Source organism: Neisseria brasiliensis (assembly GCF_009671065.1).
In the GTDB taxonomy this organism is placed as follows: Bacteria; Pseudomonadota; Gammaproteobacteria; order Burkholderiales; family Neisseriaceae; genus Neisseria; species Neisseria brasiliensis.
In genome coordinates this window covers 1,276,065-1,303,043 of record NZ_CP046027.1, presented here as the reverse complement: position 1 = coordinate 1,303,043, position 26,979 = coordinate 1,276,065, and the positions used below count along the sequence as shown (strand labels likewise).

Sequence of the window (26,979 nt, the reverse complement as noted above, 5' to 3'; positions counted from 1 at the left end):
ACAGGAAACACGCATGACCACACTTTCTTCATCCGTCCCCACTTGGCAGCAACAATGGTTCGGCAACGTCCGCGGAGACGTGCTGTCAGGCTTGGTGGTGGCGCTGGCTTTGATTCCCGAAGCCATTGCTTTTTCGATTATTGCCGGTGTCGATCCACAAGTCGGCCTGTATGCTTCGTTTTGTATTGCGGTAGTCATCAGCTTTGCCGGCGGCCGTCCGGCGATGATTTCGGCGGCCACTGGCGCGATGGCCTTGGTATTAGCCGGTTTGGTGAAAGAACACGGTTTGCAGTATATGCTGGCCGCGACTTTGCTCACCGGTGTGATTCAAATCATTGCCGGCTGGCTCAAGCTCGGCTCGCTGATGCGCTTTGTGGCACGGGCGGTGGTGGTCGGCTTTGTCAACGCGCTGGCGATTTTGATTTTCATGGCGCAACTGCCCGAGCTGCAAAACACTACTTGGCACACCTACGCGCTGGTGGCGGCCGGTTTGGCGGTGATTTATCTGTTTCCGCGTATTCCGACGCTGGGCAAAATCATTCCATCGCCGCTGGTAACCATTGTCGGCCTGACCATTTTAACCGTGTGGCTCGGCATTGATGTGCGCACCGTCGGCGACATGGGGCAGCTGCCCGACACGCTGCCGGTGTTCCTGTTGCCTGATGTGCCGCTCAATTTAGATACCTTATTGATTATCCTGCCTTATTCCTTGAGTTTGGCGGCAGTGGGCTTACTCGAATCGCTGATGACGGCGACGATTGTCGATGAAATGACCGAAACCGAAAGCGACAAAAACCGCGAGTGCAAAGGCCAAGGCGTGGCGAACATTGTGAGCGGTTTGTTCGGCGGCATGGCCGGTTGCGCGATGATTGGCCAATCGGTGATTAACGTCAAATCCGGCGGCCGCACGCGCTTATCCACGCTGCTGGCGGGTATTTACCTGCTGATTATGGTGGTGTTTTTGAGCGATATTCTGAAAGTGATTCCGATGCCGGCGCTGGTGGCGGTGATGATTATGGTGTCGATCGGCACGTTCAACTGGCAGTCGGTCAAAGAATTGAAAACCCACCCGATTGGCTTCAATGTGGTGATGTTGGCGACTGTCGGCATTGTGGTGTACAGCCACAATCTGGCTTTGGGCGTGTTTGCCGGCGTGCTGCTCTCGGTGCTGTTTTTCGCCAACAAAATCGGCCGCTACATGAGCATACGCGAATCGCGCGAAGGCCAAGCCTTACGTTATGACGTGGTTGGACAGGTGTTTTTCGCCTCATCCGATGATTTTAACGCCGCTTTCGATTTCAGCCGCAACGACATAAAAAACGTCACCATCGACCTGACCCACGCCCACTTCTGGGATGTGACCGCCGTGTCTGCCTTGGATAAAGTGGTGTTGCGTTACCGCAAAGCCGGTGCGGAAGTCGAAGTCATCGGCTTGAATGAAGCCAGCCGCACGCTGGTCGACCGTTTCGGCACACACGACAAATCAGAAGCGACCGACATTATCGGCCATTAAGTGTAAAGGCCGATAAGTGCGCTTGATAACTGCACTCATCGGCCTAATAATATGGCTAACTTGATTTTTAACACCCCATAAAGAGACCAACCATGAGCGAACAAGATTTTGATTTGGACAACTTAGACGATTTACTCGGCGACTTCGACGGCGTGGCAGTTGAAGGCGGTGTGGACGCGGAAAGCGAAGACGACAACTGCGTCGGCGGTGCGTGTAAGATTTAAGCGGTAAACAGATAACAACAGGCCGTCTGAAAAAGGTTTTTCAGACGGCTTGTTGTATTGTAAACAGATTTACCCAGCCAATTCTTCAGACGGCCTATCTGCCACGTTTTCTGCCGTGACCTGCGTATTTTGCAGGCTCAAAATTTCCAAAGCGCCGCGACCAATTCGGCGGGCATAGTTGATGTCATTCAGCAGCGAAGACGTTTGCCAGCCGTTCAACTCTTCATTTTTCAGCTTCACCATCACGCGGCCGCGGAAGGTTTCCAGCGTTTCGGTATGCACGTTTAATTGCTGCATCAAGTCATTGCGCTCTGCTCCCGCTTCCATGCCGCCAATGCGGCGGAATAAGCGCAAGGTTTTGAATACATGGCGGCGCAGGCGCAGATAATCGCGTTCGGCGGCCGAGCCTCCGGCAGTCAAGTACTGCTGCATGTTTTTCTGTAAGTGCTTGCTTTCTTTAACCATCTCAACCATCTGCCAAGCAGCGGCGAATGCATGGTTAAGTTGTTTCTGCTGTTCTTCCTCTTCCAAATCCATCTTGCCGGCAAAGTCCAAAATCGCGCTGTAAAGCGGTTTGATTTGTCGCTCGTAAACTTGTGTGGCATCCAGTTCGAGTGGTGCAGGCGGTGCAGACAAAGTTTTACCCTCATCGGACTCATCGCTGTAAAACGCCTCGTTGGGCACATAAATCGCATGACACATCGCTTCGATACTGGCGCGACCCAAATGGTAAACTTCTTTTTCAATCGCCACCAAAGCGGTATCGTCGGCGCGCAGCAGGTTTTCATGCAGGTAGCGCGGTGCCAACACGGCTTGGTTTTCCGGCAGCAACACGTCTTCCGCCGCTTTATCCGGTAACCAGCGTTGCAACAGCGCCGCAAAACGGCCTTGTAGTTTCCAAAATACGGCAATGCCGAGCAGGTTAAATAAGGTGTGGAACATCGCCAATTGCAGCAACGGACTCATGCCCCACCATTCGCCGGGCAACAATACCAAGCGCGTGAGCGGCCACCACAGCAGCAAACACAACGCCGCCGTCACCAAATTAAACACCACATGCGCCAAGGCCAAGCGCTGGCCGTTGCGGTCGCTGCCGAGCATGCCGACCAAAGCAGTGGTGGCGCTGCTGCCGACGTTGGAACCTACCGCAATGGCAAACGCCTGCATCAGACTGACCTGTCCGCCCGCCAAAGCCGCCAGCGTCAAAATCAGCGTGGCGTGCGATGATTGCAACACCACCGTCAGCAACAAGCCGACCACAAAGAAAATCAGCGGCTCAGCCATGCCACCGACTTGGCTTTTGCCGAAATCCATGCCTGCACCAAAGGCTTGGAAGCCTTCTTTAATCGCGTCCACGCCCAGAAAAATCAGCGCAATGCCGATTAACACGCGGCCGATGGCTTTGGTTTTGCTGTTGAAAAAACCAATCACAATGCCGAACACCAGCATCGGAATCGCCGCCGGACTCAAGCTCACGCTTTGACCGGCCAAAGCCAGCAGCCAAATACCACTGGTCGAGCCCAAATTGGTGCCCAAAATAATCGCGATACCGCCCGCCAACTGAATCATGCCGGTACTTAAAAACGCAATCGTCAGCAGCGACACCAAGGTGCTAGATTGCAGCACAAAGGTCGCACCCATGCCGAACAATGCGCCTTTCAGCGGCGTGGCGGTGGATTTTTCCATCCATTTGGCCAGTTTGCCGCCGGCAACATTATGCAAGCCTTCTTCAATGCACTGCATACCGAGCAGAAACAACGCCAAGCCGTAGCAAAGCTGCATCCACGACGGGCTGTACAGAAAACTCGCCGCCAAGCCCAATACCAGCAGGGCGATCAAAACATATTGCGATGCTTTTTTCTTCATCCATTAACTCCGAATTATTGTTATTTTTCTGCAACATACCATTTTTACAAAAAGATGACAATCGACAAAGGCCCTTACATTCGCCTAACAAGTGCAATTTCCAATAACAGAAAAGGCCAGTATGCGGTAGTATACTGCCTTTCCTGACAAGAAAGATTGCAATATGACCTACACACAACTGACCTCACACCAAAGATACTACATTTCCAGACATTACCGCAACCTACCCCTAAACCAAATCGCACAGAACATCGGTTGTCATCCCGCCACCGTCAGTCGGGAAATCAGACGGCATTCCGTCAACGGAACCTACTGTTACCGAAAAGCACAACAGCAAAGCGAAGTTAAAAAGAAAAACAAAAAGCCAACCAAACTGACTACTGCCGTCAAACAGACTGTTAACAAACTGATTACCCAAAAATACAGCCCCGAACAAGTCTGCGGCTACCTGCTGAAACATCAACACATCAAACTGCACCACAGCACCCTTTACCGCTATCTCGCCAAAGACCGTCAAAACGGCGGCGACCTGTACACCCATCTGCGTATCGTTTCCAAACCCTACCGCAGAAAATACGGCAGCGGTGCATGGACAAAAGGCAGCGTACCGGACAGAACCGACATTGAACACAGACCTGCCATTGTCGATCAAAAAGAGCGGGTCGGCGATTTCGAGATGGACACCATTGTCGGTAAAGATCAAAAAAGCGGACTGGTGGTTGCTGTTGAAAGAAAAACCAAATTTGTCGTTATCCGCAAAATCAGCAATTTCAAAGCAGAAGATGTAGCCCGGGTAGTGATTCGGGCATTGAAGCCGTTTAAAGATATCATTCAAACGATTACTTTGGATAACGGTAAAGAGTTTTACCGACATAAAACCTTTGCCAAAGCCCTGGGTGCGGAAACTTACTTCTGCCGTCCATACCATTCTTGGGAAAAAGGCTTGGTGGAGAATACCAACGGGCTGATCAGACAATACTTCCCAAAGGGGACGGATTTTAGGAAACTGGGTGCTAAAAAGATTAAAGCGGTTGAGGAGGCCCTTAACCGCCGACCGAGAAAGACATTGGACTATGAGACACCGGGTGATCTGTTTTCAGCAGCCCTTGCCAATGGCATTTGAGCGTTGCACTTGAAATGCGAATGTAAGGCCGTCTGAAACATTTCAAACGGCCTTTGGCATCTCTTAATTCATCCGCTTTCAGACGGCATAAAACCTTGCTAAAACGACGAGCCCGGCTGGGTTAAAAATTCTTTTTCTTCCGCCGTGCTGTCCCGCCCCAACACTTCATTTCGGTGCGGATAGCGGCCGAAGCGGGCGATGATGGCTTTGTGTCGCTGCTCAAAATCCAAGGTCACGGCATCGGCATGGCGTTCAAACAGCGGCAAGGCCTGCTCATGTACTGCTTGGCTTTCGCTGTGCATAAAAGGCATCAGCATAAAATTGCGCTCGGCCTGATTCAAATCGGCAAAATCGGCGTGTTGCACCGCTTCTTGCGCCAACACCAACGCCATATTGTCTTGGGCAAACGCATTCGCATGGTCGCGCCACAAATTGCGCGAAAACTGATCCAATACGATGATTTCGGCCAAGCGCCCGCGCAAAGTGGCGCGCCAAGCGGACAGTTCGCCACGCGCTGCCTGTTGCCATACACTCATAAATCGACGGCGGATTTCGGCATCAAAATCATCGCTTTTGGCAAACCAACACGCTTCGTTTGCCTCATCAAACCAAAAATCCAAAACAGTTTTCGCATTCATCATCTTTCCTTTTTCAGACGGCCTTTGAATATCTTAATCGAGTAAAACGCAAGTTTTGCATATCCTGTGTGTAATCTAACAAGCAGCGGGCTTAAAGTACAGCCTGACATCATCCGATTAATCTTTAGGACACTCAACATGATGACTAAAACTGTCAAACGCTTCGTCGGCATAGGCGTAATCGGCATCACTGCCGCTGTCGGCTTAAGTGGCTGCGTGGTTTCAGACGACCCCGCCGTGAATGCCATTGCCACCACCGCCACCGTCGGCACGGTCGCTTCTTTGCTGTATTACAGCCTCGACGACGGCTATTATTATGACAAGCGTTATAACCGCATGCCGCGCTCGTATCGTCCGGCCTACAATACCCACGTTCGCCGCATCGACAGCATGAGCGACTACCGCCGCCGCTATCCGCTGGAAGCACGCATGCATCAGCAAAACCGTGTGTTGTCCGACCGTGTTTACCGCCAACGCGAGCAAAACCGTATGCTGGAAAACCGCTTGGAACAACAACGCGTCCACAACCGCCAATTGCAACAGCGTGTCGAAGATTCGCGCAACCGCAGCATTTTGACGCGCGACCGCATGGAACAACAGCGTCGCAGCCAGCAAGTGCGTGAACATGTCCATCAGCAACGCACAGCCAATCAGCAACAGCGCATTTACCGCAGCAACGAATCGCGCTTGCTGAATCGACAATCGAATACGCAAAACCGCCAAATGCCGGTGCGTTCGCCACGTTCCAACAGCTTGCGCGCACCGTGGGAACAATACGGCTCGTAATTCAACCGCTTATTCCCTCACAGGCGAAATGCAGCGCCGATACTTTCATGTATCCACGCCTGCTTTTCGCCTGTTTTTTTGTGCCGAAAATGTTCAGACGGCCTCATTTTCCGTTACCATATCGTCTGGGCGGATGACCCGCCATGATTAACTCGGAAACCGCCATGAACCACACCCAGCAACTGCAAAACGGCCTCGCCGAAATGGGCTTGAACCTGACTGAAGCCCAACAACACAAGCTCATCGAATACGTCGAGCTGCTCAAAAAATGGAACAAAACCTACAACCTCACCGCCCTGCGCGATGAATCGCTGATGATCAGCCACCACCTGCTCGACAGCTTAACCCTGCTGCCTTATATCGAAGGTGCGCAAACCATGCTCGATGTCGGCTCCGGCGGCGGCCAGCCCGGCATCCCAACTGCCATCTGCCGCCCCGATTTGCAGATTACCCTACTCGATGCCAACACCAAAAAAACCTCGTTTTTGCAGCAAGCCGTGATTGAACTCGGCTTGAGTAATGTGCGCGTGGTCAGTGGCCGCGTTGAAGCGGTACAAGATTTTCAAGCCGATGTGATCACCAGCCGCGCCTTTGCCGAACTGGCCGATTTTGTTAACTGGACGGAGCAGCTGCTGAAAGACGGCGGCTACTGGGCGGCCATGAAAGGCGTGTTCCCGCAAGAAGAAATCGACCGCTTGCCGAATTTTGTGACCGTGGAAAAAGTGGAAGAAATGCATGTGCCGCAACTAAATGCCGAGCGACATATGGTGATTATGCGCAAGAAATAAATGCCGCATAAGGCCGAGACCCTTGCGAAGGTCTCAGGCCGTCTGAAAATCTATCACTTTCAGACGGCCTTGTGATACCCATTTGCCGCAAATAACGGTACAATTCCAGCCATCATACTCTTAACTATCGGCAAAGCACATGAGCGCAAAAATCATCGCCATCGCCAACCAAAAAGGCGGCGTCGGCAAAACCACCACCACCGTCAATCTGGCGGCTTCCTTGGCCAAGCGCGACCAGCGCGTCTTGGTGATCGACCTTGACCCGCAAGGCAACGCCACCACCGGCAGCGGCATTGACAAGGCCAGCTTGGAGCAAGGCGTGTATCAAGTGGTGTTGGGCGATGCCGACATTCAGACGGCCGTGGTAAAAAGCGAGAGCGGCGGCTATGATGTATTGGGTGCCAACCGCGCTTTGGCCGGTGCCGAAATCGAATTGGTGCAAGAAATCGCCCGCGAGCTGCGCCTGAAAAACGCCTTGCAAGTGGTGGAAAACGACTATGATTTTGTGCTGATTGATTGTCCGCCATCACTCACCCTGCTCACGCTCAACGGCTTGGTGGCGGCCAATGGTGTGATTGTGCCGATGTTATGCGAATACTACGCGCTGGAAGGCATTTCTGATTTGATTGCCACCGTGCGCAAAATCCGCCAAGCCATCAATCCTAATCTGAACGTAACCGGCATCGTGCGTACCATGTACGACGGCCGCAGCCGCTTAGTAGTAGAAGTAAGCAAACAATTGCAGCAGCATTTTGGCGATTTGATGTTTGAAACCACCATTCCACGCAATATTCGTTTGGCCGAAGCCCCGAGCCACGGTATGCCGGCGCTGGCTTATGATGCTGCGGCCAAAGGCGCACAAGCTTATTTGGCGTTAGCCGATGAATTGCTGGCGCGTGTGAAGGCATAAGCATTTGCCTACAAATTGAACACATTTGAATTTTATTATATGATAAGGCCGTCTGAAGCTATATTTTTCAGACGGCCTGTTGTTTTGATAGCTGTCTGAAAGCCAAACGAGAAAAGGAATCCGCATGAGCAGCCCTTGGGATCAGCGCTATCTTGGCGAAGAGTATGTATTCGGCACCGAGCCGAACGAATTTATCCGCCGCATCCGTCCATATTTGCCATCATCAGGTAATGCTTTGGATTTAGCCACCGGCGAAGGCCGCAATGCCGTGTTTTTGGCTGAATGCGGTTTAGACACCGAAGGCGTGGATTTATCCGCCGTCGGCCTTGAAAAAGCCGCCAAACTCGCTGCCGAACGCGGTGTAAATATCAGTTTACGCCAAGCCGATTTACTGGGCTTGGATTTGCCGCCGCAAAGCCATGATGTGATTACCAGCGTGTTCTGTCACTTTACCGAACCCGACCGCAGCCGCTTTTCGCAGCGCATCATCGCCGCGCTGAAACCCAACGGCTTGTTTGCCGGCGTGTTTTACCACCCCAACCAAATTGCCAACGGCACCGGCGGCCCGTCCGACCCCGCCATGCTCGGCACATTGGAAGAAATGCAGGCCGCGCTCGATGGCTTAGAATGGCTGATTGCCGAACACCGCGACCACGAATTAAACGAAGGCAACCGCCATGTCGGCATGAGCTCGGTGGTGTATTTATTGGGCAGAAAGGCCGTCTGAACGCTATGGGATAATTTTTGCAGTATTTCCATGCGGCCGATAAAAACCAAACCGTCTGAAACTTCTGTTTTCAGACGGCCTTGTTTTTACCAATTTCCTATTCAAACAACCTTCCCTGCGCCAACAATGCCCTCACCGGCGCAAAATCTTCGCGGTGTTCGGGCAACACGCCGAATTGTTGCAGAGCAGCCAAATGTTGCGCTGTGCCGTAGCCTTTGTGTTTATCAAAACCATATTGCGGATAGCGTTCGGCCAGCGCATACATTTCGGCATCACGCGCGGTTTTCGCCAGCACCGAAGCGGCCGAAATCGCCATGATTTTGCTGTCGCCTTTTACCACCGCCTCGGCCTCAATACCCAAGTCTTTCGGCACGCGGTTGCCGTCTATCCACACTTTTTCCGGCTGCACCGCCAAGCCCTGCACCGCCCGTGTCATCGCCAACATGGTCGCATGCAGAATATTAAGCTCATGAATCTCGCGTGGATTAGCGCTCGCCACACACCACGCCACGGCCTGCGCTTTAATCATTGCCGCCAACTCATCGCGCCGCTTTTCACTGAGTTTTTTCGAGTCGGTCAATTTGGGCAAATCATAATGCTCAGGTAAAATCACCGCCGCGGCAAATACGCTGCCGACCAACGGGCCGCGCCCGGCTTCATCGACACCGGCTGATAACAATAAGGTCATGGCATACTTTCTGTTTCAGTGCTCATCACCGAAAACTTGTGCAATCTGGAAAAGCGATATTGTAACCAATACATAGGCTGAGATCTTTGCAAAACCTCATAAATCACCAGTAAAACCCAAAAGGCCGTCATTCCCGCGCAGGCGGGAATCCATTTAAAAATCTAAGGAACCTATTTTATTCAATAGCTTGCCATACTCGAAAATGGATTCTCGCCTGCGCGGGAATGACGTCGATTTGATGTTCACCGGCTTTTGAAAGAGTTTTGCAAAGGTCTCATGCCGTCTGAAATATTTTCAGACGGCCTTTGGGTTAAAGCGGTTTGTCTTGGTTCTGTTTATCCGTTTCAAGTGTTTCCGAATTGGTTGACTCAAGCGGCGGCTCGGCAGTCGGTTGTTCTGCCTGCACCTGATTCGCTGATTCCGCTTCCATCATATCCGCTTTATCGGCAGGCTCGCTTTCAGACGGCATATCGATATTGTCCAAATTATCCACATGCGCCTGCGCCACCACTTCATCGAAATCATCGTCTTCTTCATTGTTGCGCGGATCCAAATCCGCCGCCATCGCGCCGGTATTGCCCGATACGTTCACAAACACGCTGCGCTCTTCTTCCGGCACCACATTCTGTTTCCATGCAAATATTGCCAAACCGCCCGCTGCCAAGACATACAGCGCGTAAAAGCCCAAGTGCGGTGCATAATCCATCACCACACCGATTAACAACGGTGCAGTCAGTGAACCCAATCCATAGCAAAACAGCAGGCTGCGGCTCACTTCTACTGTGTTCATATTATTCGGCAATTGGTCATTCGCCCGCGCAATGCTTAAGGCATACAAACCAAATAAACCACAACCGAACACAAACGCCACCGCGTTATGCAGCATAGGCGTGGCCAACTGCATCGCCATCGCTACCAAACCAGTTAAGGCCGCCACGCAAGCCAAAGCCGAACAGCCCAAAATCGCATTGCGGCGGCCGAATTTGTCCGACAAGCGAGCCAGCGGCAACTGCACCACAAAACCGCCCACCATCGCCGATGTTAAAAATGCAGAAATCTGTTGCAAACTAAATGCCTGCTGCAACAAAAACACCGAAGCCATGGTAAACAACCCGTTCACCAACACACCCGCCAAAAATGCAGTCACAAAAGCTAATGGTGCAATCGCCAACACGCGTGGCACATTAATCTTCTGACGCGGCGGCACCTGCGGTGCTTTCATCTTGGTCAGCGACACCGGCAACATCGCCGTCATCACCAGCAGCGTGCCCAGCACAAACACGTTGTCGCTCGACAAATTAAAGCTCAACAGCAAAATACCCAGCGTAAACGCAAAGTAATACACCAAATTATAAACTGCTAACACCCGCGCCCGCTTTTCCTGCGCGCTCTGCTCGGCAAACCAACTTTCCGCAATCATCAGCATACTGAAATAGCAAAAACCCAACACCACACGCAACACGCCCCACGCAGTCAGATTTTCCGTCATCAAGTGCGTGAGTGAGGCCATTGCGAACACCGCCCCAAACACACTAAAGCTGCGGATATGCCCCACCCCCGACACAATCCGATGCCCCGCCACCGCGCTCAATGATGCGCCGGCAAAAAATGCCGCATTCAGCGCACCGATGACGATATTATTCACCCCCATTTCCGCCAGCTTCACACCCGCCGAGTTCAGAAACAAACCGAAACCGGCAAATAGAAAAAACACCGACGCAAACAGCGAATAAAAGCGATTGGACAAAGCGGCAGACATAGAAACTTCCTTTGATGTGTGATTGAGATTGGGCGTGATTATTTTATAAGACGAATATGCGCATTTAAACATAGAAATGCAGGAAAATACAAAAATGCCGTCTGAAAAAATTTCAGACGGCATTTGAAATATGGAAAAGCCACAAGATGTTTGTTTTACGGCAAGCTCATCCTGAGACCTTTTCAAACTCCCCATCTTTGGCACATTTCTTCGTTATGCGCTGCTCGAAAGCTTGCCTATCTTTGTGATATGTCTGCGCTTTCTGCGCTGCTATAACTTCGAACTGCACTCAAATCTGGGGTTTTGCAAAGGTCTCATCCTATTTATACACGCAAAAAAAAGACGGCATAAAAGCCGTCTTTTTATATCAAACCGTTTTCAGACGGCCTAGCCTTCAGGCCGTCTGAAATGTTTGATTATCGGATTACCACTGATAACCTACAGCAGCAGTGGCACCGTAATTACCGCGAGAGTTGCCGGACGCCGTACCTTTCACGATCCAGTTACCGCCATCGGAAATGCTCGAGAAGCCGATTGCGTAACCAGTTTCGCCACGGTACACACCACCGCCGATGGCCATCATGCTCTTACCTGGCAAGTAAGCTTGCGGCAGGCCGGCAGTTGCCATGGCTTGCGCCACACCGGCATTGGCGTTGCTTTCCACGCCGTCAATGCGGTTGTGAACATTGGCATTTGAAGCTTTCAACTGGCTGACATTGACTGCGTCGGTATCATCCACACCAGGGGCAACGTTAGTGATGCGGTTGCCACCGTTATTCAGACCGTCTTTAGTCAAGGTCACCCGGTTGCCTGCTGCACCATTGTTGATGGTAATGCCTTTATTATCCATCACGGTATCACCGGCTGTAACTTTAGTGAACTCAACTTTGTCTTTGGTCGAATAAGTCACTTTACCGTCAGCTTCTTGCTTCACAGTTAAGTTCTTACCGGCAACCATTTCAACCGTTTTACCTGGGTTAATCACTTCCTCACCAGCTGAAGATTTATCTTTCTCACCACCTTCTACTGCTGATGTTTTTAACGTAAAGCCAGAGTTGTTGATTGCATCAGCAACGTTTTGCGCAGTAGCAACTTGGTTACCTGCCTTATTAACTACATTTTGTGCATCATCAACTGCTTTTTGAGCTGCTTGCTTATCTGCGTCTGAAGCATCTGCAGGTAAATCTGCTAATGCTTTCTTCGCATCTTCAAGTGCTTTCTTCGCATCTGCAGTCACAGGACCTGTTACAGAACCGTCTTCGTTGTTGGTGATGTTACCAGCGTCAACATTGAAGGTTACATCCGTTTTCTCGCCTTTAGCATCGGTTGTTACAACAGCTGTTGTGCCTTTGCCATCAACGAAGTTTACAGTGTCGTAAGGTTTAACGAAGTCTTTCGCTTCGCCGTTACCTTGGATGTTCCAACCAGCGTTCAACACATCACCTACAGTTGCTGCATTGTTATACATCTTCGCAACATCAGCTGGTTTAGGTGCTTCTTGTGACTTAGTCGGCTCTGTAGCAGCAGTCGTAGTTGGCTTGCCGTCTGTACCAATGGTCATGTCACCTGTGTTGTAAGTCGGTGCTAAGTTGCCTTTAACATTCGCCAAGTTGGTCGGTGCGGTTGTGCTGTTGCCGCCGTTGTTCATTGAGGCAATCACATCGGCCGGCTGAACAGTCTCGCCACTACCGCCTTGTTCAGTGTTAAATGTACCATCAGCTTGTTTGTAAACCTTAGTACCATCTGCTTTGGTGTAAACCACCGGCAATTGAGCATTCTCTACAACAGCTTGGTTGTTGACTTTGATGTCGTAAGCGAAGTTGTCGCCTTTACCGTCATTGGTGTCAACTACGCTGATGCTGTTGTCGCTAGATTTCACGGTCGTACGTGACGCTTTTAGCTGTTTAACATTAACTGCATCACCGTCTGCTTTACCATCACCAAGGTTAGTAATCTTGTCACCATTCATGTTGATGCCGTCACCGTTGATGGTAGGACCATTGTTAACAGCAATGCTGTCAATGTCTTTCAGGTCTTTTGCTAAGCCGATAGTAATACGACCATTACCTTTCTCATCAGACTCCACTTGAGTCATGATGTTTTGACCTTTGTCGAACTTATCCCAATTCGTATTAGCATCAGCACCTTTGATATCAACCAAAGAGTTTAGTTTAGCTTTGTGGTTATCACCAGCATTTGCACCAAACTTCAGACCATCATTCATGGTCGCAACTTCTTCTTTGCTACCATTTGGCTTGGTGTAAACAATGCGCGTTTGACCGTCAGCACCGTTTTGGCCGTCTTTACCGTCCAATGCAGGTGCAGCTTTTTCAAAGTTCATGCTGACTTTGCCAGCTTGACCGTCTTTGCCGTCAACACCGTTGAACACGATAGCATCAGGAGTCAGGGTCAGACCATCTTTACCATCAGTGCCTTTTAGACCGATAGAGCCGTCTTTGCCGTTGATTACAACACCAGAACCGTCTTTACCGTTTACAGCTAATGAGCCGTCAACACCTGGTTTTCCGTCTTCGCCGTTTTCACCTGGCTCACCTTTCTCACCTAATACCATTTGGTCTTTGGTTGAATAAGTCACTTTACCATTAGCTTCTTGCTTCACAGTTAAGTTCTTACCTGCAACCATTTCAACCACTTTACCTGGGTTAATCACTTCTTCATCAGTTGAAGATGCATCTTTGGTGCCGCCTTCTACTGCTGATGTTTTTAACGTAAAGCCTGAAGCATTGATCGCATCAGCAACGTTTTGTACTGTTGTAACCTTGTCTTCATCACCTGCTTTAGGTGCAACTTTACCTTTATCAACTGCCGAGGTGTTATTGGTATTGCTGTCATCACCGTCGTTGTACTGGATAGTACCAGTCTTCGCTGAAACTTGAGTTGTTACAGGAGTGTCAACTTTATTACCTTTACCATTTGGCTGGGTGTAATAGTTGCCATCAGTGTGTTTGTAAACGGTATCACCATTCTCTGTCACATATGTGTACTCTGTGGTCTTGTTGTCTACATTCACATTGAACGTAACATCTGTTTTCTTACCTTCAGCATCAGTTGTTACAACTGCTGTTGTACCTTCACCGTTAACGAAGTTTACTGTGTCATAAGGCTTAACAAAGTCTTTCGCTTCGCCATTACCTTGAACATTCCAACCAGCGTTCAACACATCATTTACTGTTGCTGCATTATTACCATTTGCATCAGCAGGCTTAGTCTGGTTAGTCGGTGAACCGTCAGTAGGCAGATTATCTTTCAGATTGGTAATCGAATCATTTTTCATGTCGATACCATTATTATTAATAGTAGGACCTTCATTCACAACGATACTATTAATATCTTTTAGATCTTTAGCCAATTTAACTGTCAAGGTATCAGAACCATTAGATTCAACAGCGATATTGCCGTCTGAAAGCTCACCAGTAGCACCGCCTTTAACGTTAACTGTCGTACCCAGTTTGCGATCAAAGTTGTCACCAGTATCGCCAGCAAAGGTCAATGGCTTAAATGCCTGTTCAGCTGTTTTGTTAATGGCTTCATTGATATTAGTTACAGGGCTGCCGTTAACAGTGATCTGATCACCATTTACGGTATTGCCACCCACGTTAACCGTGTTTGCGGTAACATTTTCAAAGACAACATCATCAGTCGTAGCAACAGTAACTTTACCATTAGCTTGAGTCAGCTTAATGTTCTTACCGGCATCGATGGTTACAGTATCGCCTGGATTCACCAGCTCTTCTGTTGTACCTTCAACTTCACCGGCAGACTTGCTGGTAGTCAGTTTAAAGCCAGACTTATTAATGGCATTGGCAACATCATCACCGGTAACAAAGCTATTCTTATTGCCTTCAGGATTGGTATTGTTCACTGTACCATCGCCTTTTGGCGTCAATGTCGCTTTTGCTACTGCAACATCGTAAACAGCATTACCGTCTTTATCATTCGTAACAGTGACAGATTTATCTTCAGACTGCACAACAGTTACGGTATCAACATTTGCCAATGCTTCTTGGACATTGTTATACGTATTGCCATTAACAGTAAAGTTAGCGGTTACGTTACCATCTTTATCTACATTAGAACTTTTTGGATTCAGTACATTAGCTACTGAGTTGGCAACATTATTGATAACACCTTGGGTAGCGTATAACTGTGAACCATTGATTGCGTCTGTCGAGACAGCAGAAACATTACCTGCTGCAACATTGATGATTTGACGCTCTGCACCTGCCTTACCAACAGATACCACACCATTTGCTGGAGAACCAACACCAGCAAAACCACTGTAAGTAATTTTACCTACAGTTGCTTGAGTTTCCGCAGTAGCAGCACGGTCGGCAGAGGCATTACCCAATACTACGCTATTGTTTTGAGTAGTAGTCACGCTGTTACCCAAAACATAAGTATTTGCATTGGCAACAGTATTTGAGCTACCTACTGCACCAGAGTTATCACCCTTAACCAAGTTACCAGTACCGATAGAGATAGAATCTACAGCAGTGGCTTGTGCGCTTTTACCGATAGCGATGGCATTAGTATTCGTAGCTTGTGAAGCAGCACCCAATGCAACAGAAGATACACCGGTCGATTTCGCACCGGCCGCTGCCGCAAATGAACCATCATTGGTTGCAGTAGAGCCCACGCCTAATGAAACAGAAGCAGTACCTGAAGCAACAGTACGGGTACCAAATGAAGTAGCCAAATCACCTGCTACTGCCTGCACGCCCACGGCTACGCCACCTTCTTTAGCATTCGTACCGACATAGCGCAAAGGCGCATCTGGAGTTTTTCTGCTATTTTCATTAGCGTTTTCATAGTGGACTAAAATATCACCGGTAATTTCGTTATATTTTCTTGCTGCTTCGGTATTATTGTGTGTCTTCGCTTGTTCTGCAGTAATGTTCTTTTCATCCCATTTAGGTTTAGTTGTAGAAGCAACAGCATCTAAGTCATCACCACCGATGGCAACTGACGAATTACCTTGAGATACTGTATTTGCACCTACAGCTACCGATTGGTCGCCGTGTGCTTTAGTAGAATAACCGATAGCTACAGACTGACCATTAACACCTGGTGTACCATCAGCTTTCAGGCTGGTGGCTTCATAGCCGATACTCACACCGCCATTTACTGCCTGTGATCCTGCACCAATAGCAACGTTTTGTCCATTAATCGTATCTTTCTCGTTTATCACGCCATGCGTTTTAGCATTCTTACCAATGGCAACGCTTAGATTACCCTCAGCCTTTGCGCCTGTCATAATTGCAATCGAGTCATCATGAGAGGTCTCGCCTCCCGACAAACCCTCAGCCATTGCAGGCGTAGCTGCTGTTAATGCTAAAGCAGCTGCTACGACCACAACAGAAGATTTAGACTTCTTCCCTTTTGATTTGGCAGTTTCGGCTACCGCACTCCATGTTCCGGTCACTTCATTAAAGACCACTTTATAAATTTTGTTCATTACTTAATCTCCGCTTTGAGCGTTTACATTACAGTAAAAAATATGACAGAATTTGTCAGATATCGCCAAATTTTATCACCTTGATATTTCTCTAAGATAATATTGCCAATTAGATTAATTGACCTATTATCAAGGTAAGCAGCCGCATATCTTGACTTTTAACTCCCAAGCATAAAGCTTAACAGCTACCTCTACCCATTACGCATGCAATTACTATGCCAAAATTTGAAATACATGAGTTTGGCTTGTTTTTTATTTCATCATGATTGATTTTGAACATTTAGATTTGAAGCTTTGCAAAAACTCTATGCTCTAGATTTAAGGCCGTCTGAAACATTCTCTGGTGAATATTTTGTTGAAATTATTGTTTTCATTCCTAGCACTTTCCTTCAACAACAAAAAAGCCGCTCCTAATCTCGGAGCGGCTTTAATCATGCCTTTGGTGTCAGGCCCATTGCGCCCATTCTTTCAACAGGCGTTTCACAGAAACGGGATGCGGCGTTTTCAATTCTTGTGCAAACAGCGACACCCGCAATTCTTCAATCATCCATTTAAACGCATCGATTTCAGACGACACGGGCAAGCCCTGTTTAATCAAGGTATCGACTTTATCCTGCCACATTTGCTCTAAGTCTTGAATCTCGGCTTCACGCGCTTGGTCGCGTGCGGGATTGCTGCCGTATTTGTCCATTCGCAAGGTCATGGCTTTGAGATAAATCGGCAGGCGCGGCCATTGCTGCCATGGGGTGCGGCTGGCGAAGCCTTCGGCCAGCAAGGCGTTGGTGCGTTGGCGCAGCAGATGGCTCAATGGATGTTTGCCCAGTTTGCTGTTGAGTTCGGCATAGGCAGCGGCCACTTCCTGCAGGTAGCGGCTGACGGCTTCTTTTACCGCAGGCAGGCGGCTGCGGGCGCGTTTGATTTGTTCTTTAAACGCTTTTTCATCGCGCGGCAAATCATCATCGCCGATAAAGGCACGGTCGCACACGGCTTGGGTGAGGTCTTCGCGCAAGGTATCGGCATTGATGTGGCGCAGCAGCATGGCGGCTTGGGTGAAGCTTGGTAAGCCTTTATTCAGGTCTTTCACATGCTCTTTTAATTGCAGCTTCATCAATTCAATCACGCCTTGGCGATGCGCTTGTTCGGCGGCTTCGGCGGTGTCGAACAGGCGCAGGGCGATGTTGCCGTTTTTCTCTTTTTGCAAACCGAGATAGCCGGTGAGCTGCTGCTTGCCGCGGGCGAATTTGATGGATTCGGGCAGCTTGCCGATGTCCCACGTTTTGACATCGTCGCGCTCGAATTCTTGGGTATTGTCGCGGAACGTTACCGCCGCCGCTTGGCCGAGTTGCTGTTGCAATTCGTGCAGCTTGCGGCCGTTGGCCAACTCTTGGCCGCCGTCATCCACCACGCGCAAGTTGAAATAATTGAAATCCGGCAACGCGTGTAATGCCCATTCGTCCAGATTGATTTGCTCGAGAATGCGCATATCGCCGGCGGTTTTGGCGATAAAGTGGGCAAGCTGCGGAATAATCGGCTCGCTGCGGTTTGGTTCGTTTTCTAAAAACTTGGTGACAAACTCCGGCACCGGCACGCACACGCGGCGGATTTGTTTCGGCAGGGCTTTAATCAGCAGCTGCAATTTTTCGCGCAACATACCCGGCACCAGCCATTCCAGTTCGGCTGCGTTAAGGCGGTTGAGCACGGTCAGTGGCACGGTCATGGTGACGCCGTCAAGCGGATGGTTCGGCTCGAAGCGGTATGCCAGCTTGAATTTGCCGTCGGCGGTTTTCCAGAATTTGGGGAACTGCTCTTCGGTAATATGTGCCGCGGCGTGCTGCATCAAGTCGTCGCGACTGAGAAACAGTAGCTTGGGTTCAGTGGCTTCAGCGGTTTTAAGCCATGCTTGGAAGGTGCGGATGTCTGCCAGCGGTTTAGGCTTTTCTGGCCGTGTAGGTCGGATACTCGTATCCGACTTGTTGGGCTTGTCTGAATTTTTGTCGGATACGAGTATCCGACCTACTTCTGATTTATTGGGTTCGCCTGTTTTTTTGTCGGATACAAGTATCCGGCCTACTTCTTTTTCAGACGGCCTTGGGTAGGGTGGGTGTGAACCCACCGTTGCCGCGTTTGGCAATGATGATTTTTCAGACGGCACATACATTTCAGGCAAACGCTGGTTGTAAAACTCAAACAACACTTCATCATCCACCAACACATCCTGCTTGCGCGATTTGTGTTCCAACTCGGTCACTTCGCGAATCAGTTTTTTGTTGTGAATGAAAAAATCCGCCTTTAAATCGGTCTCCTGCGCTACCAATGCGCCGCGAATAAAAATCTCACGCGCTTCTTCGGGGGCGACTTTGCCATAGGCAATCGGGCGGCGTGGCAAGACGGTCAGGCCATACAAGGTCACGCGTTCGCTGGCCACCACTTCGCCGCGCTTTTGCTCCCAATGCGGCTCGAAATAATGGTAGCGCACCAAATGCGGCGCTTCCTGTTCAATCCATTCCGGCTTGATTTCGGCCACATCGCGCGCATACAGACGTGTGGTTTCGGTTAGCTCGGCAGCCATCACCCATTTCGGTTTGCTTTTGAACAAAGCCGAAGCGGGGAACAGATGAAAATGGCTGCCGCGTGCGCCGGTGTAATCGTGGCCGTCGGGCGATTTCATGCCGACATTGGCAATCAGGCCGGTGAGCAAGGCGCGGTGGATTTGCTCGTAGCCGGCTTCTTTGGCCGCGCGGATTTTGGCGCGATGGTCTTTTTTGTCTAATTGTTTTTGTTTGAATTGCGCCGATAAATCTTGGTCAGCTTTGTTTTTCCCACGGGGACTTCCTTCGGTCGCATACGGCCTTAAATGCGTTTGTACAGGAGGCCGTCTGAACGCACGTTCTTTATCGGTTAGACCCATTTCAATGGCGATTTCGGCCAGTTGCTTGTGCAACTCACGCCACTCGCGCATACGCAGGTGCGACAGAAAATATTGGCGACACCATTGCACCAACTGCTTGTTGGATAAGCCTTTGTCGCGCTCGCGCTGGAAGCTGTCCCAAATATTCAGATACGCCAGAAAATCGGATTGCTTGTCGGTAAAACGCTCGTGCGCCTTGGCCGCCGCATCACGCGCTTCCAAAGGGCGTTCGCGCGGATCTTGAATCGACAAAGCCGACACAATCACCAGCATTTCCTGCACGCAATCGTGTTTTTTTGCCGCCAGCAACATGCGGCTGATTTTCGGGTCGATGGGCAGCCGCGCCATTTGTTCGCCAAGTTTGGTCAGCTCATTTTGCTCATTGACGGCACCCAGCTCCAGCAACACCTGAAAACCATCGTTGATATAGCGCTGATCCGGCGCTTCGAGAAACGGAAACGCGGCCACATCGCCCAGCTTCAACGCGGCCATGCGCAAAATCACCGCCGCCAGATTGCTACGGATGATTTCGGGGTCGGTAAACGCGGTGCGTTGGTTGAAGTCTTCTTCCGAATACAGGCGCACGGCCACACCAGCCGATACACGGCCGCATCGTCCGGAACGTTGGCGTGCCGCCGCTTGCGAGATTTTTTCCACATGCAGCTGCTCGACTTTGGCGCGCGCAGAATAGCGTTTCACCCGCGCCAAACCGGTATCGATGACATATTTAATGCCCGGCACGGTGAGCGAAGTTTCGGCCACGTTGGTTGCCAACACGATGCGGCGCTTGCTGCCCGACGGGTGAAAAATTTTGTGCTGCTCGGCGTTGGACAAACGCGCAAACAACGGCAGGATTTCGTCATTGCGGCGCAACGGTGATTTGCGCAAGGCTTCGGCGGCCTCGCGGATTTCGCGTTCACCCGGCAAAAACACCAAAATATCGCCTTCGCCGTATCGCGCCAATTCATCGGCGGCATCGACAATGGCCTCGGTCAGCTCGATTTCAGCTTCGTCTTCATCAGCTTGATGCAGCGGGCGATACAGAATTTCCACAGGAAACGTGCGGCCGCTTACTTCCAGCACCGGCGCGCCGTTGAAATGCTTAGAAAAACGCTCGGCATCAATCGTGGCCGAAGTGATGATGACTTTCAAATCAGGGCGGCGCGGCAACAGTTGCTTGAGATAGCCGAGCAGGAAATCAATGTTCAGACTGCGCTCGTGCGCTTCGTCGATGATGATGGTGTCGTAGGCGGTGAGAAAGCGGTCGGTTTGCGTTTCGGCCAGCAAAATACCGTCGGTCATCAGCTTCACATAGGCATCACGCGAAGTGTTGTCGTTGAAACGCACTTTGTAGCCGACGGTTTCGCCAATCGGGCTGCCCAATTCTTCAGCAATGCGCTCCGCCACCGAACGCGCAGCCAAACGGCGCGGCTGGGTATGGCCGATTAAGCCTGCCGTGCCGCGGCCGAGCTCCAAACAAATTTTAGGCAACTGCGTGGTTTTACCCGAACCGGTTTCGCCACAAATGATGGTGACCTGATGGTTTTGAATCGCGGTTTTGATGTCGTCCAAACGCTCATGCACCGGCAGATTGCCCGCATATTCAGGCTTCGGCAGCTTGGCTTGTCGCTTGAGAAAACGCTGGTGCGATTGTTGGTATTTTTGCTGCACCACCTCTTTACCGCCAAAACGCTTCGGGTTATTCAAGGCTTGGCGCAGGAAATGGCGGTCTTTAGAAAGGGTTTGAGACAAATCAGGTTGAAACGTGGCTTGAGACATGTAGCGTTCGGCTTATATCATAGAAAAATAAAGCCTAATTATAGCAAAGGCCGTCTGAAAAAGCAGAAAAGCGCCAACAAACCAAGTGACTTGCTTCAGCTTTTCAGACGGCCTGTTTAAAGAAAATCATGGCCACGAATAAGGCTTGAAATATTTTTTCGCAAAAACGCTTGACACCTATGCCCTATTCTCGTATAGTTACAACTTCAGACGCGGGATGGAGCAGCATGGTAGCTCGTCGGGCTCATAACCCGAAGGTCGTAGGTTCGAATCCTGCTCCCGCAACCAAATTTTAAAAAATCCCTTAGTGAAAGCTAAGGGATTTTTTGTTGCCTATATCAAACTGACTACCTTCTTGGAAACACCAGCAAAAGGCCGTCTGAAAATCTATATTCCCGATTTTCAGACGGCATTTTTTATAACATCATGAAAACCAATCAGAATTTATGGTGCAATGCGATTTGCGCACCGCCATGCTCGACTTTACCGGTAGTGGTCGCGTTCAAACGGGTTTTATCCCCCATCACCAGATAACCGGCTTGTCCGCGAATCGATGTGCGCTTGCTCATGTGGTAATCGCCGCCAATCACGACTTGGTCGTATTTATCCACCAAAATATCTTTGCTGTTGACGCCTTTTGCCGCCCAGCCATGCGCGTAAACCAATTGCGGCTGCCAGTTGCCTGCACGGTAGGTTAAGGCGATGGCGGCATCGGTCACTTTCACGGCTTCGGTTTTATCGGCAAACAAGCCTTGGCCGTCGAATGTTTTTTGATTACCGGTCAACAGGCTCAAGTATTTATTGCCGCTTTCATTGCCTTTGGCATGTTGCACACCGGCGCCGATTTCCAAATTACCCAAATACAGGCCGCCATCGATGCGGGCGATATAGCCGTCTTTCAACTTACCATTGCCGTCGGCATAGTTGTTTTTCTTATGGCTGTAGGCCGATTTGGCAAAGGCTTTATCGCTCTTGTATTTCAGGCCAAGCATCAACTCATCTTGTGCGGCTTCTTGGTGAGTGTAACGGTCGCCCGGATTTTTGTTGTCGCGCGGCGCATATTGCACGATGCCTTGGAAACCGTTAAACACCGGCGAGTCGTAGCGTGCGGATACCACACGTTTGCCTTCACGGTTGTAGCTGCTCAAGCCCAAGGCGCTGCCGCGGTTGAAAATCCATTTGTCCAAATCAACCATTTCATTGTATTGGTTGCTCAGGTAACCGGCGCGGATTTTACCGAAATCACCTTCCAAGCCGATAAACGAATCGCGCGTACCCCAGCCGTCGTATTGGCTGACGGTCGAAACGCGTTGCTCCATCTGCCAAATCAATTTGGTGTCTTCGCTCAGCTTCTCGCTGCCTTTGAAACCGATGCGGGATAAGTGGTCATTGATGGTGGTGCCGGTGCCTTTTCGGTCACGCCGTTGCTGCCTTTGATTTTAACGCTTTCAACAGAGATGCTGTTGCGGATTTCGCCGTATAAGGTGACATCGGCAGCGGCATGGCCGGCCAAACCCAACAAAGCGATGGTGATGATACTTTTTTTCATGGTGGCTCCTCTTAATTTCATTTTTTATTTTGTTTATCCAAAAGCTTGGATAATCAAGGATTATATAAAGCTAATTGATAAAATAAAACTTATTTTTACCTATTTAAATCATATAGATATAATTTAAAGGGCAATTTAAACGGCTTTATTCAAACACTAAAACCGATCGCCCTATTAAATTTCAAATGATTATAAATGAATTTCAAGCATAGAAAACCACCATAAATAATGAAATTTTTAACACTCAACAGCAAACCTAATTCATCAACATAGAAATCAAATCCAATCCCATTCAACCAGTTTTGCTTTAGATATTCAGATGGCCTTTAAAGTGATTAAAAATCATCATGATACACATATCTTTGATTAGCAGCGTCTTATTTTCATCATCATGATACACGATGCTGCACATACAAAAAGGCCGTCTGAAACAGCTTGATACTCTGTTTCAGACGGCCTTTTGAGACCTTTGCAAAATCCCTATCTTTGGCACATTTCTTCGTTGTGCGCTGCTCGAAAGCTTGCCTATCTTGATGATATGTCTGCGCTTTCTGCGCTGCTACAACTTTGAACTGTACTCAAATCTAGGGTTTTGCAAAGGTCTCCTTTTGTGTGGTTTTTAAGCGATTAGTCGTCTACACGGAAAGAATCGTGGCAAGATTTACAGCTTTGACCTACATCGCCAAACGGTCTTTTCACTGCATCCAAGTTGCCTTCGGCAGCAGCCGTTTTCAAAGCAGCAGCAGCCGCGATGAATTTGTCAGCCTCTTGCTTAAATTGATCCGGCTTGCTCCACACTTCAGGTTTGGCACCGGATTCTTCTTTCGCGCTCTCTTCGGTGTAGTGCACCCAAGGTTTATCGGCATTTTCCGCCAAAGTATCGGCAGCCGCTTGGAATGCCGCAGCATCGTAAGCGGTTTCGCCCTTAATCATTTTGCCCATGGTGCCGGCAGATTCTTTAAAGACATCCATCAGGCGCTCGCGCTCTTCAACCGCCGCTTTCGCACTGCCCGTAGGTGCTTCCGAAGTCGCGGCAGGTGCCGGTGCTGATTCAGCAGGTTTGGTGTCGTTTTGGCCGCCGCACGCGCTCAACAGCAATGCCGCCAGCGTGCCCATTGTCAATAAAGTTTTATTCATGATTGTGTTCCTTTTGGGTTTTATTTATTTGCTTTGTAATGGAAATGTATCAGAAATATTTTCAAAATCAAGCGATTGATATAGTTTTATATTTGTTAACACAATCTTCCAAATCAAAAGACCGTCTGAAATACAGACAGCCTGTGCTTTTGGCGCAAAAATCAGCCTTTATTCACGATGATAAGGATGATTATTTAAGATGGAAACGGCGCGGTAAAGCTGCTCGGTCAGCAATACGCGCACCATGCCGTGGGGCATGGTCAGGCTGGATAAACGCATCATCAAACGGGCTTGCTGCTTGAGATAATCGGTCATGCCGTCGGCCCCACCAATCACAAAGCAGACATGTTCACCGTTTTGCTGCCATGTTTTAAGGAGTTCCGCTAATTCAACCGAAGTTGGCGCCTTACCACGCTCATCCAATACCACCAGAAACGCGCCCTGCGGAATGGCTTCAAGTATGCGTTTTTCTTCCGCGGCCATTCCCTGCGCGGCATTGACGCCGGCGCCCCGTTTCTCGGGTTTGATTTCTTTTAAGGTGTAATTCACTTCACGGCCAAAGCGTTTGGCGTATTCATTCACGGCTTCATCGACCCATTTGGGCATTTTGGTGCCAACAGCTAAAACGGTAATGTTCATTTCGGTATCTATCTATATCTATAAGAAAACACAGGCCGTCTGAAAGCGTTTTCAGACGGCCTGATTCACCATTAAATTGGGTTAAAGCTTAATCGGCCGCATGCCAAGGTTTTTGCATACCGACTTCAAAAGCGGGTTTTTCACCGCCCCACAGGGTATCGATGTCGTAATAATCGCGCACTGCCGGCAGCATAACGTGTACCACCAGATCACCGGCATCTACCAACGTCCATTCGCCGGTATCGCCTTCTTGGCTCAAGATTTCGAAGCCGGCTTCTTTCAAATCAACCGCCACATTGTTGGCCAAGGCTTTGACTTGGCGGGTACTATCGCCGGTCGCCACAATCATGCGGGCAAACAGCGAGGTTTTTTCTTGGGTTTCCAACACGGAAATGTCTTTGGCTTTCACGTCTTCCAACGCGTTTACTGCGATTTCGACCATTTTTTGCAAGTCGAGTAATTCTTGTTCGTTCATTTTATTCCTAAGTTACGTTTTTCAGACGGCATTATAGCTTATCTGGCTGAATTTAAGCTATTTTTTGCAGTATTTTATCAAGGAATCTGTTCAGACGGCCTATGGGTTGAATCATGATATTTCTGATTAGCGGTATAAACCGTGTTGCTGGATATAACGCGCGACTGAGGATGGAATGAGGCCGTCTGAAAGGCTTTGATTTTCTAATGCCGTGCGAATTTGCGTGGAACTGATGTTGTACAAAGGCGCCTGCAAAATGCGCACGCTGCCGTTTTGCAAAGCTTCGCCCAACCATGCGTGTAGTTCCCGCGGTGCTTGGTTCAAGCTGTCGCCTTCGCGCATAGCCACTGCAATGTTGACCTGCTGCAACAAGGTTTGCCATTTTTTCCAAGTATGCAGTTTCATCAAACTGTCGCTGCCCAATAACCACCAAAGTTTCGCTGCTGGAAATTGCTGGCGGAAAATCTGTACGGTATCGAAGGTATAAGTCGCCCCTTCACGCACCATATCGCAATCACTCAGCGCAAAACGCGGCTCTTCGGCAAGGGCCAATTCTGTCATGATGAAACGGTGTTTGGCCGGCGTTTGCGTATTTTGCGGTTTGTGGTAAGGATCGCCTGCTGGTAAAAAAATGACGGTATCCAACCCGAGTTCTTCAGCAAATGCTTGCGCAATGTGCAGATGACCGTTGTGGATGGGATCAAACGTGCCGCCGAAAAGTCCGATGTTTTTCATGTGCTACCAAATGAAATCAAGTTAAAAGTATGCGGCCGATGATTAAATAGGCCGTCTGAATGTTGCCCCAATATTAACATGGTTTGCACCATTGCCGTGTATTGGCATAGAACACGATTGGGCATGCGGCAGTTGCAAATCGGGATAAACGCGTTACAATCTGAAACACAAATGATAATAAGGTGAAACAATATGTCTGCAGTTCCTCAATTTCCTCATATTTTAGATAAGACAATCCAAGATAAATTGTGGCAATGGGCGCAAGTGAATTATGGTTTGCATGGCTCATGGCAGACTTTATGGCTGAACGGTTTAGCCTTAGGCCGTCTGAATGCGCAATGGCAAGCGCAAATTGAAAAAGATTGGCAAGGCGAATGGGAAATGCGTTCAGACGGCCTGCACTTGCGTGCAGATAGTTGGCTGAGCTTGGGTGATGCACTTCAACACATGGCGCATGACTGGAAGCAACTGGGCATATTGCATGGCTGGCGTGATGAGCGTTTTGATGTTTGCCATCACGAAAATGTCTTATTCCCGCTGGAACGTGCCGCATTCCGCCCTCTAGGCCTGATGAGTAAAGCAGTGCATTTAAATGGTTTCACCTTTCAAGACGGCGAATGGCAACTATGGATTGGCCGCAGAAGTGAACATAAAGCGGTCGATCCGAACAAACTGGATAATTTGGTCGGCGGCGGGGTATCCTGTGGTGAAGACATTACAGCAACCATGCTGCGTGAGAGTGAAGAAGAAGCAGGATTATCGCCGCATCATCTACAACATCTCAGACTGCAGAATCAGTTACACAGTCTGCGCCCTGTTTCCCGCGGTCTACATAATGAAATTCTCTATATCTTCGACGCTGTATTATCCGGCAATGTAACTCCTGAAAATCAAGATGGCGAAGTGGCCGGATTTGAATTGATGAAGATTAATGAGATTATAGAAGCGATGCTGAGCGATGTGATGATGAGCGATGCGCAACTGGTGATTTTAGATGCGTTTGAGCGCCATGGTTTGCTTGACCCGCAACATGATTTATCAAAATGGCTTAAATCAATTAAAACCAGTGGGTAATGGCAGTATTATATACCAGAACCAGAGCGAGATTTTTTGTCAGTTCTATATCTCTGGCACATATTGTGGCATGCGATATTTGAAAACTTGCCTACCAACGATGCTAAAAGCGAGATGCGCTTAGGCCGTCTGAAAAATATTGCAAAGCAGATTCAGTATCAAATAGCTCAAACAGTATTTCAAAG

Annotated in this window: 20 protein-coding genes and 1 tRNA gene; 9 read left to right on the top strand and 12 right to left on the bottom strand. The window is 49.3% G+C overall.

Features of this window, described 5'->3' with window-relative positions; all coding sequences use genetic code 11:
* Positions 1–13 precede the first annotated feature (13 nt).
* Both GJV52_RS06670 and GJV52_RS13385 read left to right on the top strand, forming a co-directional pair.
* Positions 14–1,513 carry a SulP family inorganic anion transporter gene (locus tag GJV52_RS06670; protein WP_100563876.1) on the top strand — a complete coding sequence of 500 codons (1,500 nt, stop codon included), beginning with the start codon at positions 14–16 and terminating at the stop codon, positions 1,511–1,513.
* 92 nt (positions 1,514–1,605) lie between these two features.
* The gene (locus tag GJV52_RS13385) at positions 1,606–1,737 is read left to right on the top strand and encodes a hypothetical protein (RefSeq protein WP_255408361.1); all 132 of its coding nucleotides are present in this window, start codon (positions 1,606–1,608) and stop codon (positions 1,735–1,737) included.
* 69 nt (positions 1,738–1,806) lie between these two features.
* On the opposite strand, the gene GJV52_RS06665 is transcribed toward GJV52_RS13385, so the two are convergent.
* Positions 1,807–3,603: a Na/Pi cotransporter family protein gene (locus GJV52_RS06665; RefSeq protein ID WP_100563878.1), complete on the bottom strand. Its 1,797-nt coding sequence runs from the start codon at positions 3,601–3,603 to the stop codon at positions 1,807–1,809.
* 163 nt (positions 3,604–3,766) lie between these two features.
* Between GJV52_RS06665 and GJV52_RS06660 the strand changes: the two genes are divergently transcribed.
* The gene (locus GJV52_RS06660; RefSeq protein WP_154143176.1) at positions 3,767–4,726 is read left to right on the top strand and encodes an IS30 family transposase; all 960 of its coding nucleotides are present in this window, start codon (positions 3,767–3,769) and stop codon (positions 4,724–4,726) included.
* Between the two features lie 98 nt (positions 4,727–4,824).
* Here the strand turns inward: GJV52_RS06660 and GJV52_RS06655 are convergent, their stop codons facing one another.
* A complete protein-coding gene (locus GJV52_RS06655) occupies positions 4,825–5,364 on the bottom strand; it encodes a DUF924 family protein (protein ID WP_095502992.1) in 540 nt (179 codons plus the stop codon).
* A gap of 138 nt (positions 5,365–5,502) precedes the next feature.
* On the opposite strand from GJV52_RS06655, the gene GJV52_RS06650 reads away from it, so the two are divergent.
* The 4 genes from GJV52_RS06650 (at position 5,503) to GJV52_RS06635 (ending at position 8,575) form a co-directional block, all read left to right on the top strand.
* Positions 5,503–6,150: a hypothetical protein gene (locus GJV52_RS06650; protein ID WP_095502991.1), complete on the top strand. Its 648-nt coding sequence runs from the start codon at positions 5,503–5,505 to the stop codon at positions 6,148–6,150.
* Between the two features lie 164 nt (positions 6,151–6,314).
* Positions 6,315–6,938 (top strand): 16S rRNA (guanine(527)-N(7))-methyltransferase RsmG, encoded by a 624-nt coding sequence (gene rsmG / locus GJV52_RS06645; RefSeq protein WP_095502994.1) that lies wholly within the window; start codon positions 6,315–6,317, stop codon positions 6,936–6,938.
* 139 nt (positions 6,939–7,077) lie between these two features.
* Positions 7,078–7,848, top strand: coding sequence for a ParA family protein (locus GJV52_RS06640; protein WP_095502990.1), 771 nt, complete (start codon positions 7,078–7,080; stop codon positions 7,846–7,848).
* A gap of 124 nt (positions 7,849–7,972) precedes the next feature.
* A complete protein-coding gene (locus GJV52_RS06635) occupies positions 7,973–8,575 on the top strand; it encodes a class I SAM-dependent methyltransferase (protein ID WP_095502989.1) in 603 nt (200 codons plus the stop codon).
* 97 nt (positions 8,576–8,672) lie between these two features.
* On the opposite strand, the gene rnhB is transcribed toward GJV52_RS06635, so the two are convergent.
* The 4 genes from rnhB to hrpA all read right to left on the bottom strand — a co-directional run bounded on the left by rnhB (position 8,673) and on the right by hrpA (position 21,185).
* On the bottom strand, positions 8,673–9,263 hold the full coding sequence (gene rnhB, locus GJV52_RS06630; protein WP_095502988.1) for a ribonuclease HII: 591 nt from the start codon (positions 9,261–9,263) through the stop codon (positions 8,673–8,675).
* Between the two features lie 310 nt (positions 9,264–9,573).
* Entirely contained in the window at positions 9,574–11,022 is a 1,449-nt protein-coding gene (locus GJV52_RS06625) for an MFS transporter (protein WP_157798115.1), read from the bottom strand.
* A gap of 424 nt (positions 11,023–11,446) precedes the next feature.
* On the bottom strand, positions 11,447–16,498 hold the full coding sequence (locus tag GJV52_RS06620; protein WP_100563642.1) for an ESPR-type extended signal peptide-containing protein: 5,052 nt from the start codon (positions 16,496–16,498) through the stop codon (positions 11,447–11,449).
* A gap of 445 nt (positions 16,499–16,943) precedes the next feature.
* Positions 16,944–21,185 (bottom strand): ATP-dependent RNA helicase HrpA, encoded by a 4,242-nt coding sequence (hrpA, locus tag GJV52_RS06615; RefSeq protein ID WP_154212878.1) that lies wholly within the window; start codon positions 21,183–21,185, stop codon positions 16,944–16,946.
* A 211-nt stretch (positions 21,186–21,396) separates the two neighbouring features.
* On the opposite strand from hrpA, the gene GJV52_RS06610 reads away from it, so the two are divergent.
* Positions 21,397–21,473 (top strand) — tRNA-Met (locus tag GJV52_RS06610).
* Between the two features lie 149 nt (positions 21,474–21,622).
* Here the strand turns inward: GJV52_RS06610 and GJV52_RS06605 are convergent.
* The 6 genes from GJV52_RS06605 to nadD all read right to left on the bottom strand — a co-directional run bounded on the left by GJV52_RS06605 (position 21,623) and on the right by nadD (position 25,720).
* Entirely contained in the window at positions 21,623–22,558 is a 936-nt protein-coding gene (locus GJV52_RS06605; RefSeq protein WP_229439512.1) for a porin, read from the bottom strand.
* On the bottom strand, positions 22,531–22,734 hold the full coding sequence (locus tag GJV52_RS13240) for a hypothetical protein (RefSeq protein ID WP_229439494.1): 204 nt from the start codon (positions 22,732–22,734) through the stop codon (positions 22,531–22,533). Before GJV52_RS13240 ends, GJV52_RS06605 begins: the two co-directional genes overlap by 28 nt.
* Before the next feature lie 627 nt (positions 22,735–23,361).
* Positions 23,362–23,871: a c-type cytochrome gene (locus GJV52_RS06600; RefSeq protein WP_100563640.1), complete on the bottom strand. Its 510-nt coding sequence runs from the start codon at positions 23,869–23,871 to the stop codon at positions 23,362–23,364.
* A 168-nt stretch (positions 23,872–24,039) separates the two neighbouring features.
* Positions 24,040–24,510, bottom strand: a complete 471-nt coding sequence (gene rlmH / locus GJV52_RS06595; RefSeq protein ID WP_100563638.1) for a 23S rRNA (pseudouridine(1915)-N(3))-methyltransferase RlmH — start codon at positions 24,508–24,510, stop codon at positions 24,040–24,042.
* 88 nt (positions 24,511–24,598) lie between these two features.
* Complete coding sequence (gene rsfS, locus GJV52_RS06590; RefSeq protein ID WP_095502547.1) at positions 24,599–24,985, bottom strand: ribosome silencing factor; 387 nt, start codon at positions 24,983–24,985, stop codon at positions 24,599–24,601.
* Positions 24,986–25,111: 126 nt separating this feature from the next.
* A complete protein-coding gene (nadD, locus tag GJV52_RS06585; RefSeq protein ID WP_095502546.1) occupies positions 25,112–25,720 on the bottom strand; it encodes a nicotinate-nucleotide adenylyltransferase in 609 nt (202 codons plus the stop codon).
* A gap of 192 nt (positions 25,721–25,912) precedes the next feature.
* Here nadD and GJV52_RS06580 point away from each other — a divergent pair, with 192 nt between their 5' ends.
* Complete coding sequence (locus GJV52_RS06580; RefSeq protein ID WP_095502545.1) at positions 25,913–26,794, top strand: NUDIX hydrolase; 882 nt, start codon at positions 25,913–25,915, stop codon at positions 26,792–26,794.
* Positions 26,795–26,979: the final 185 nt, after the last annotated feature.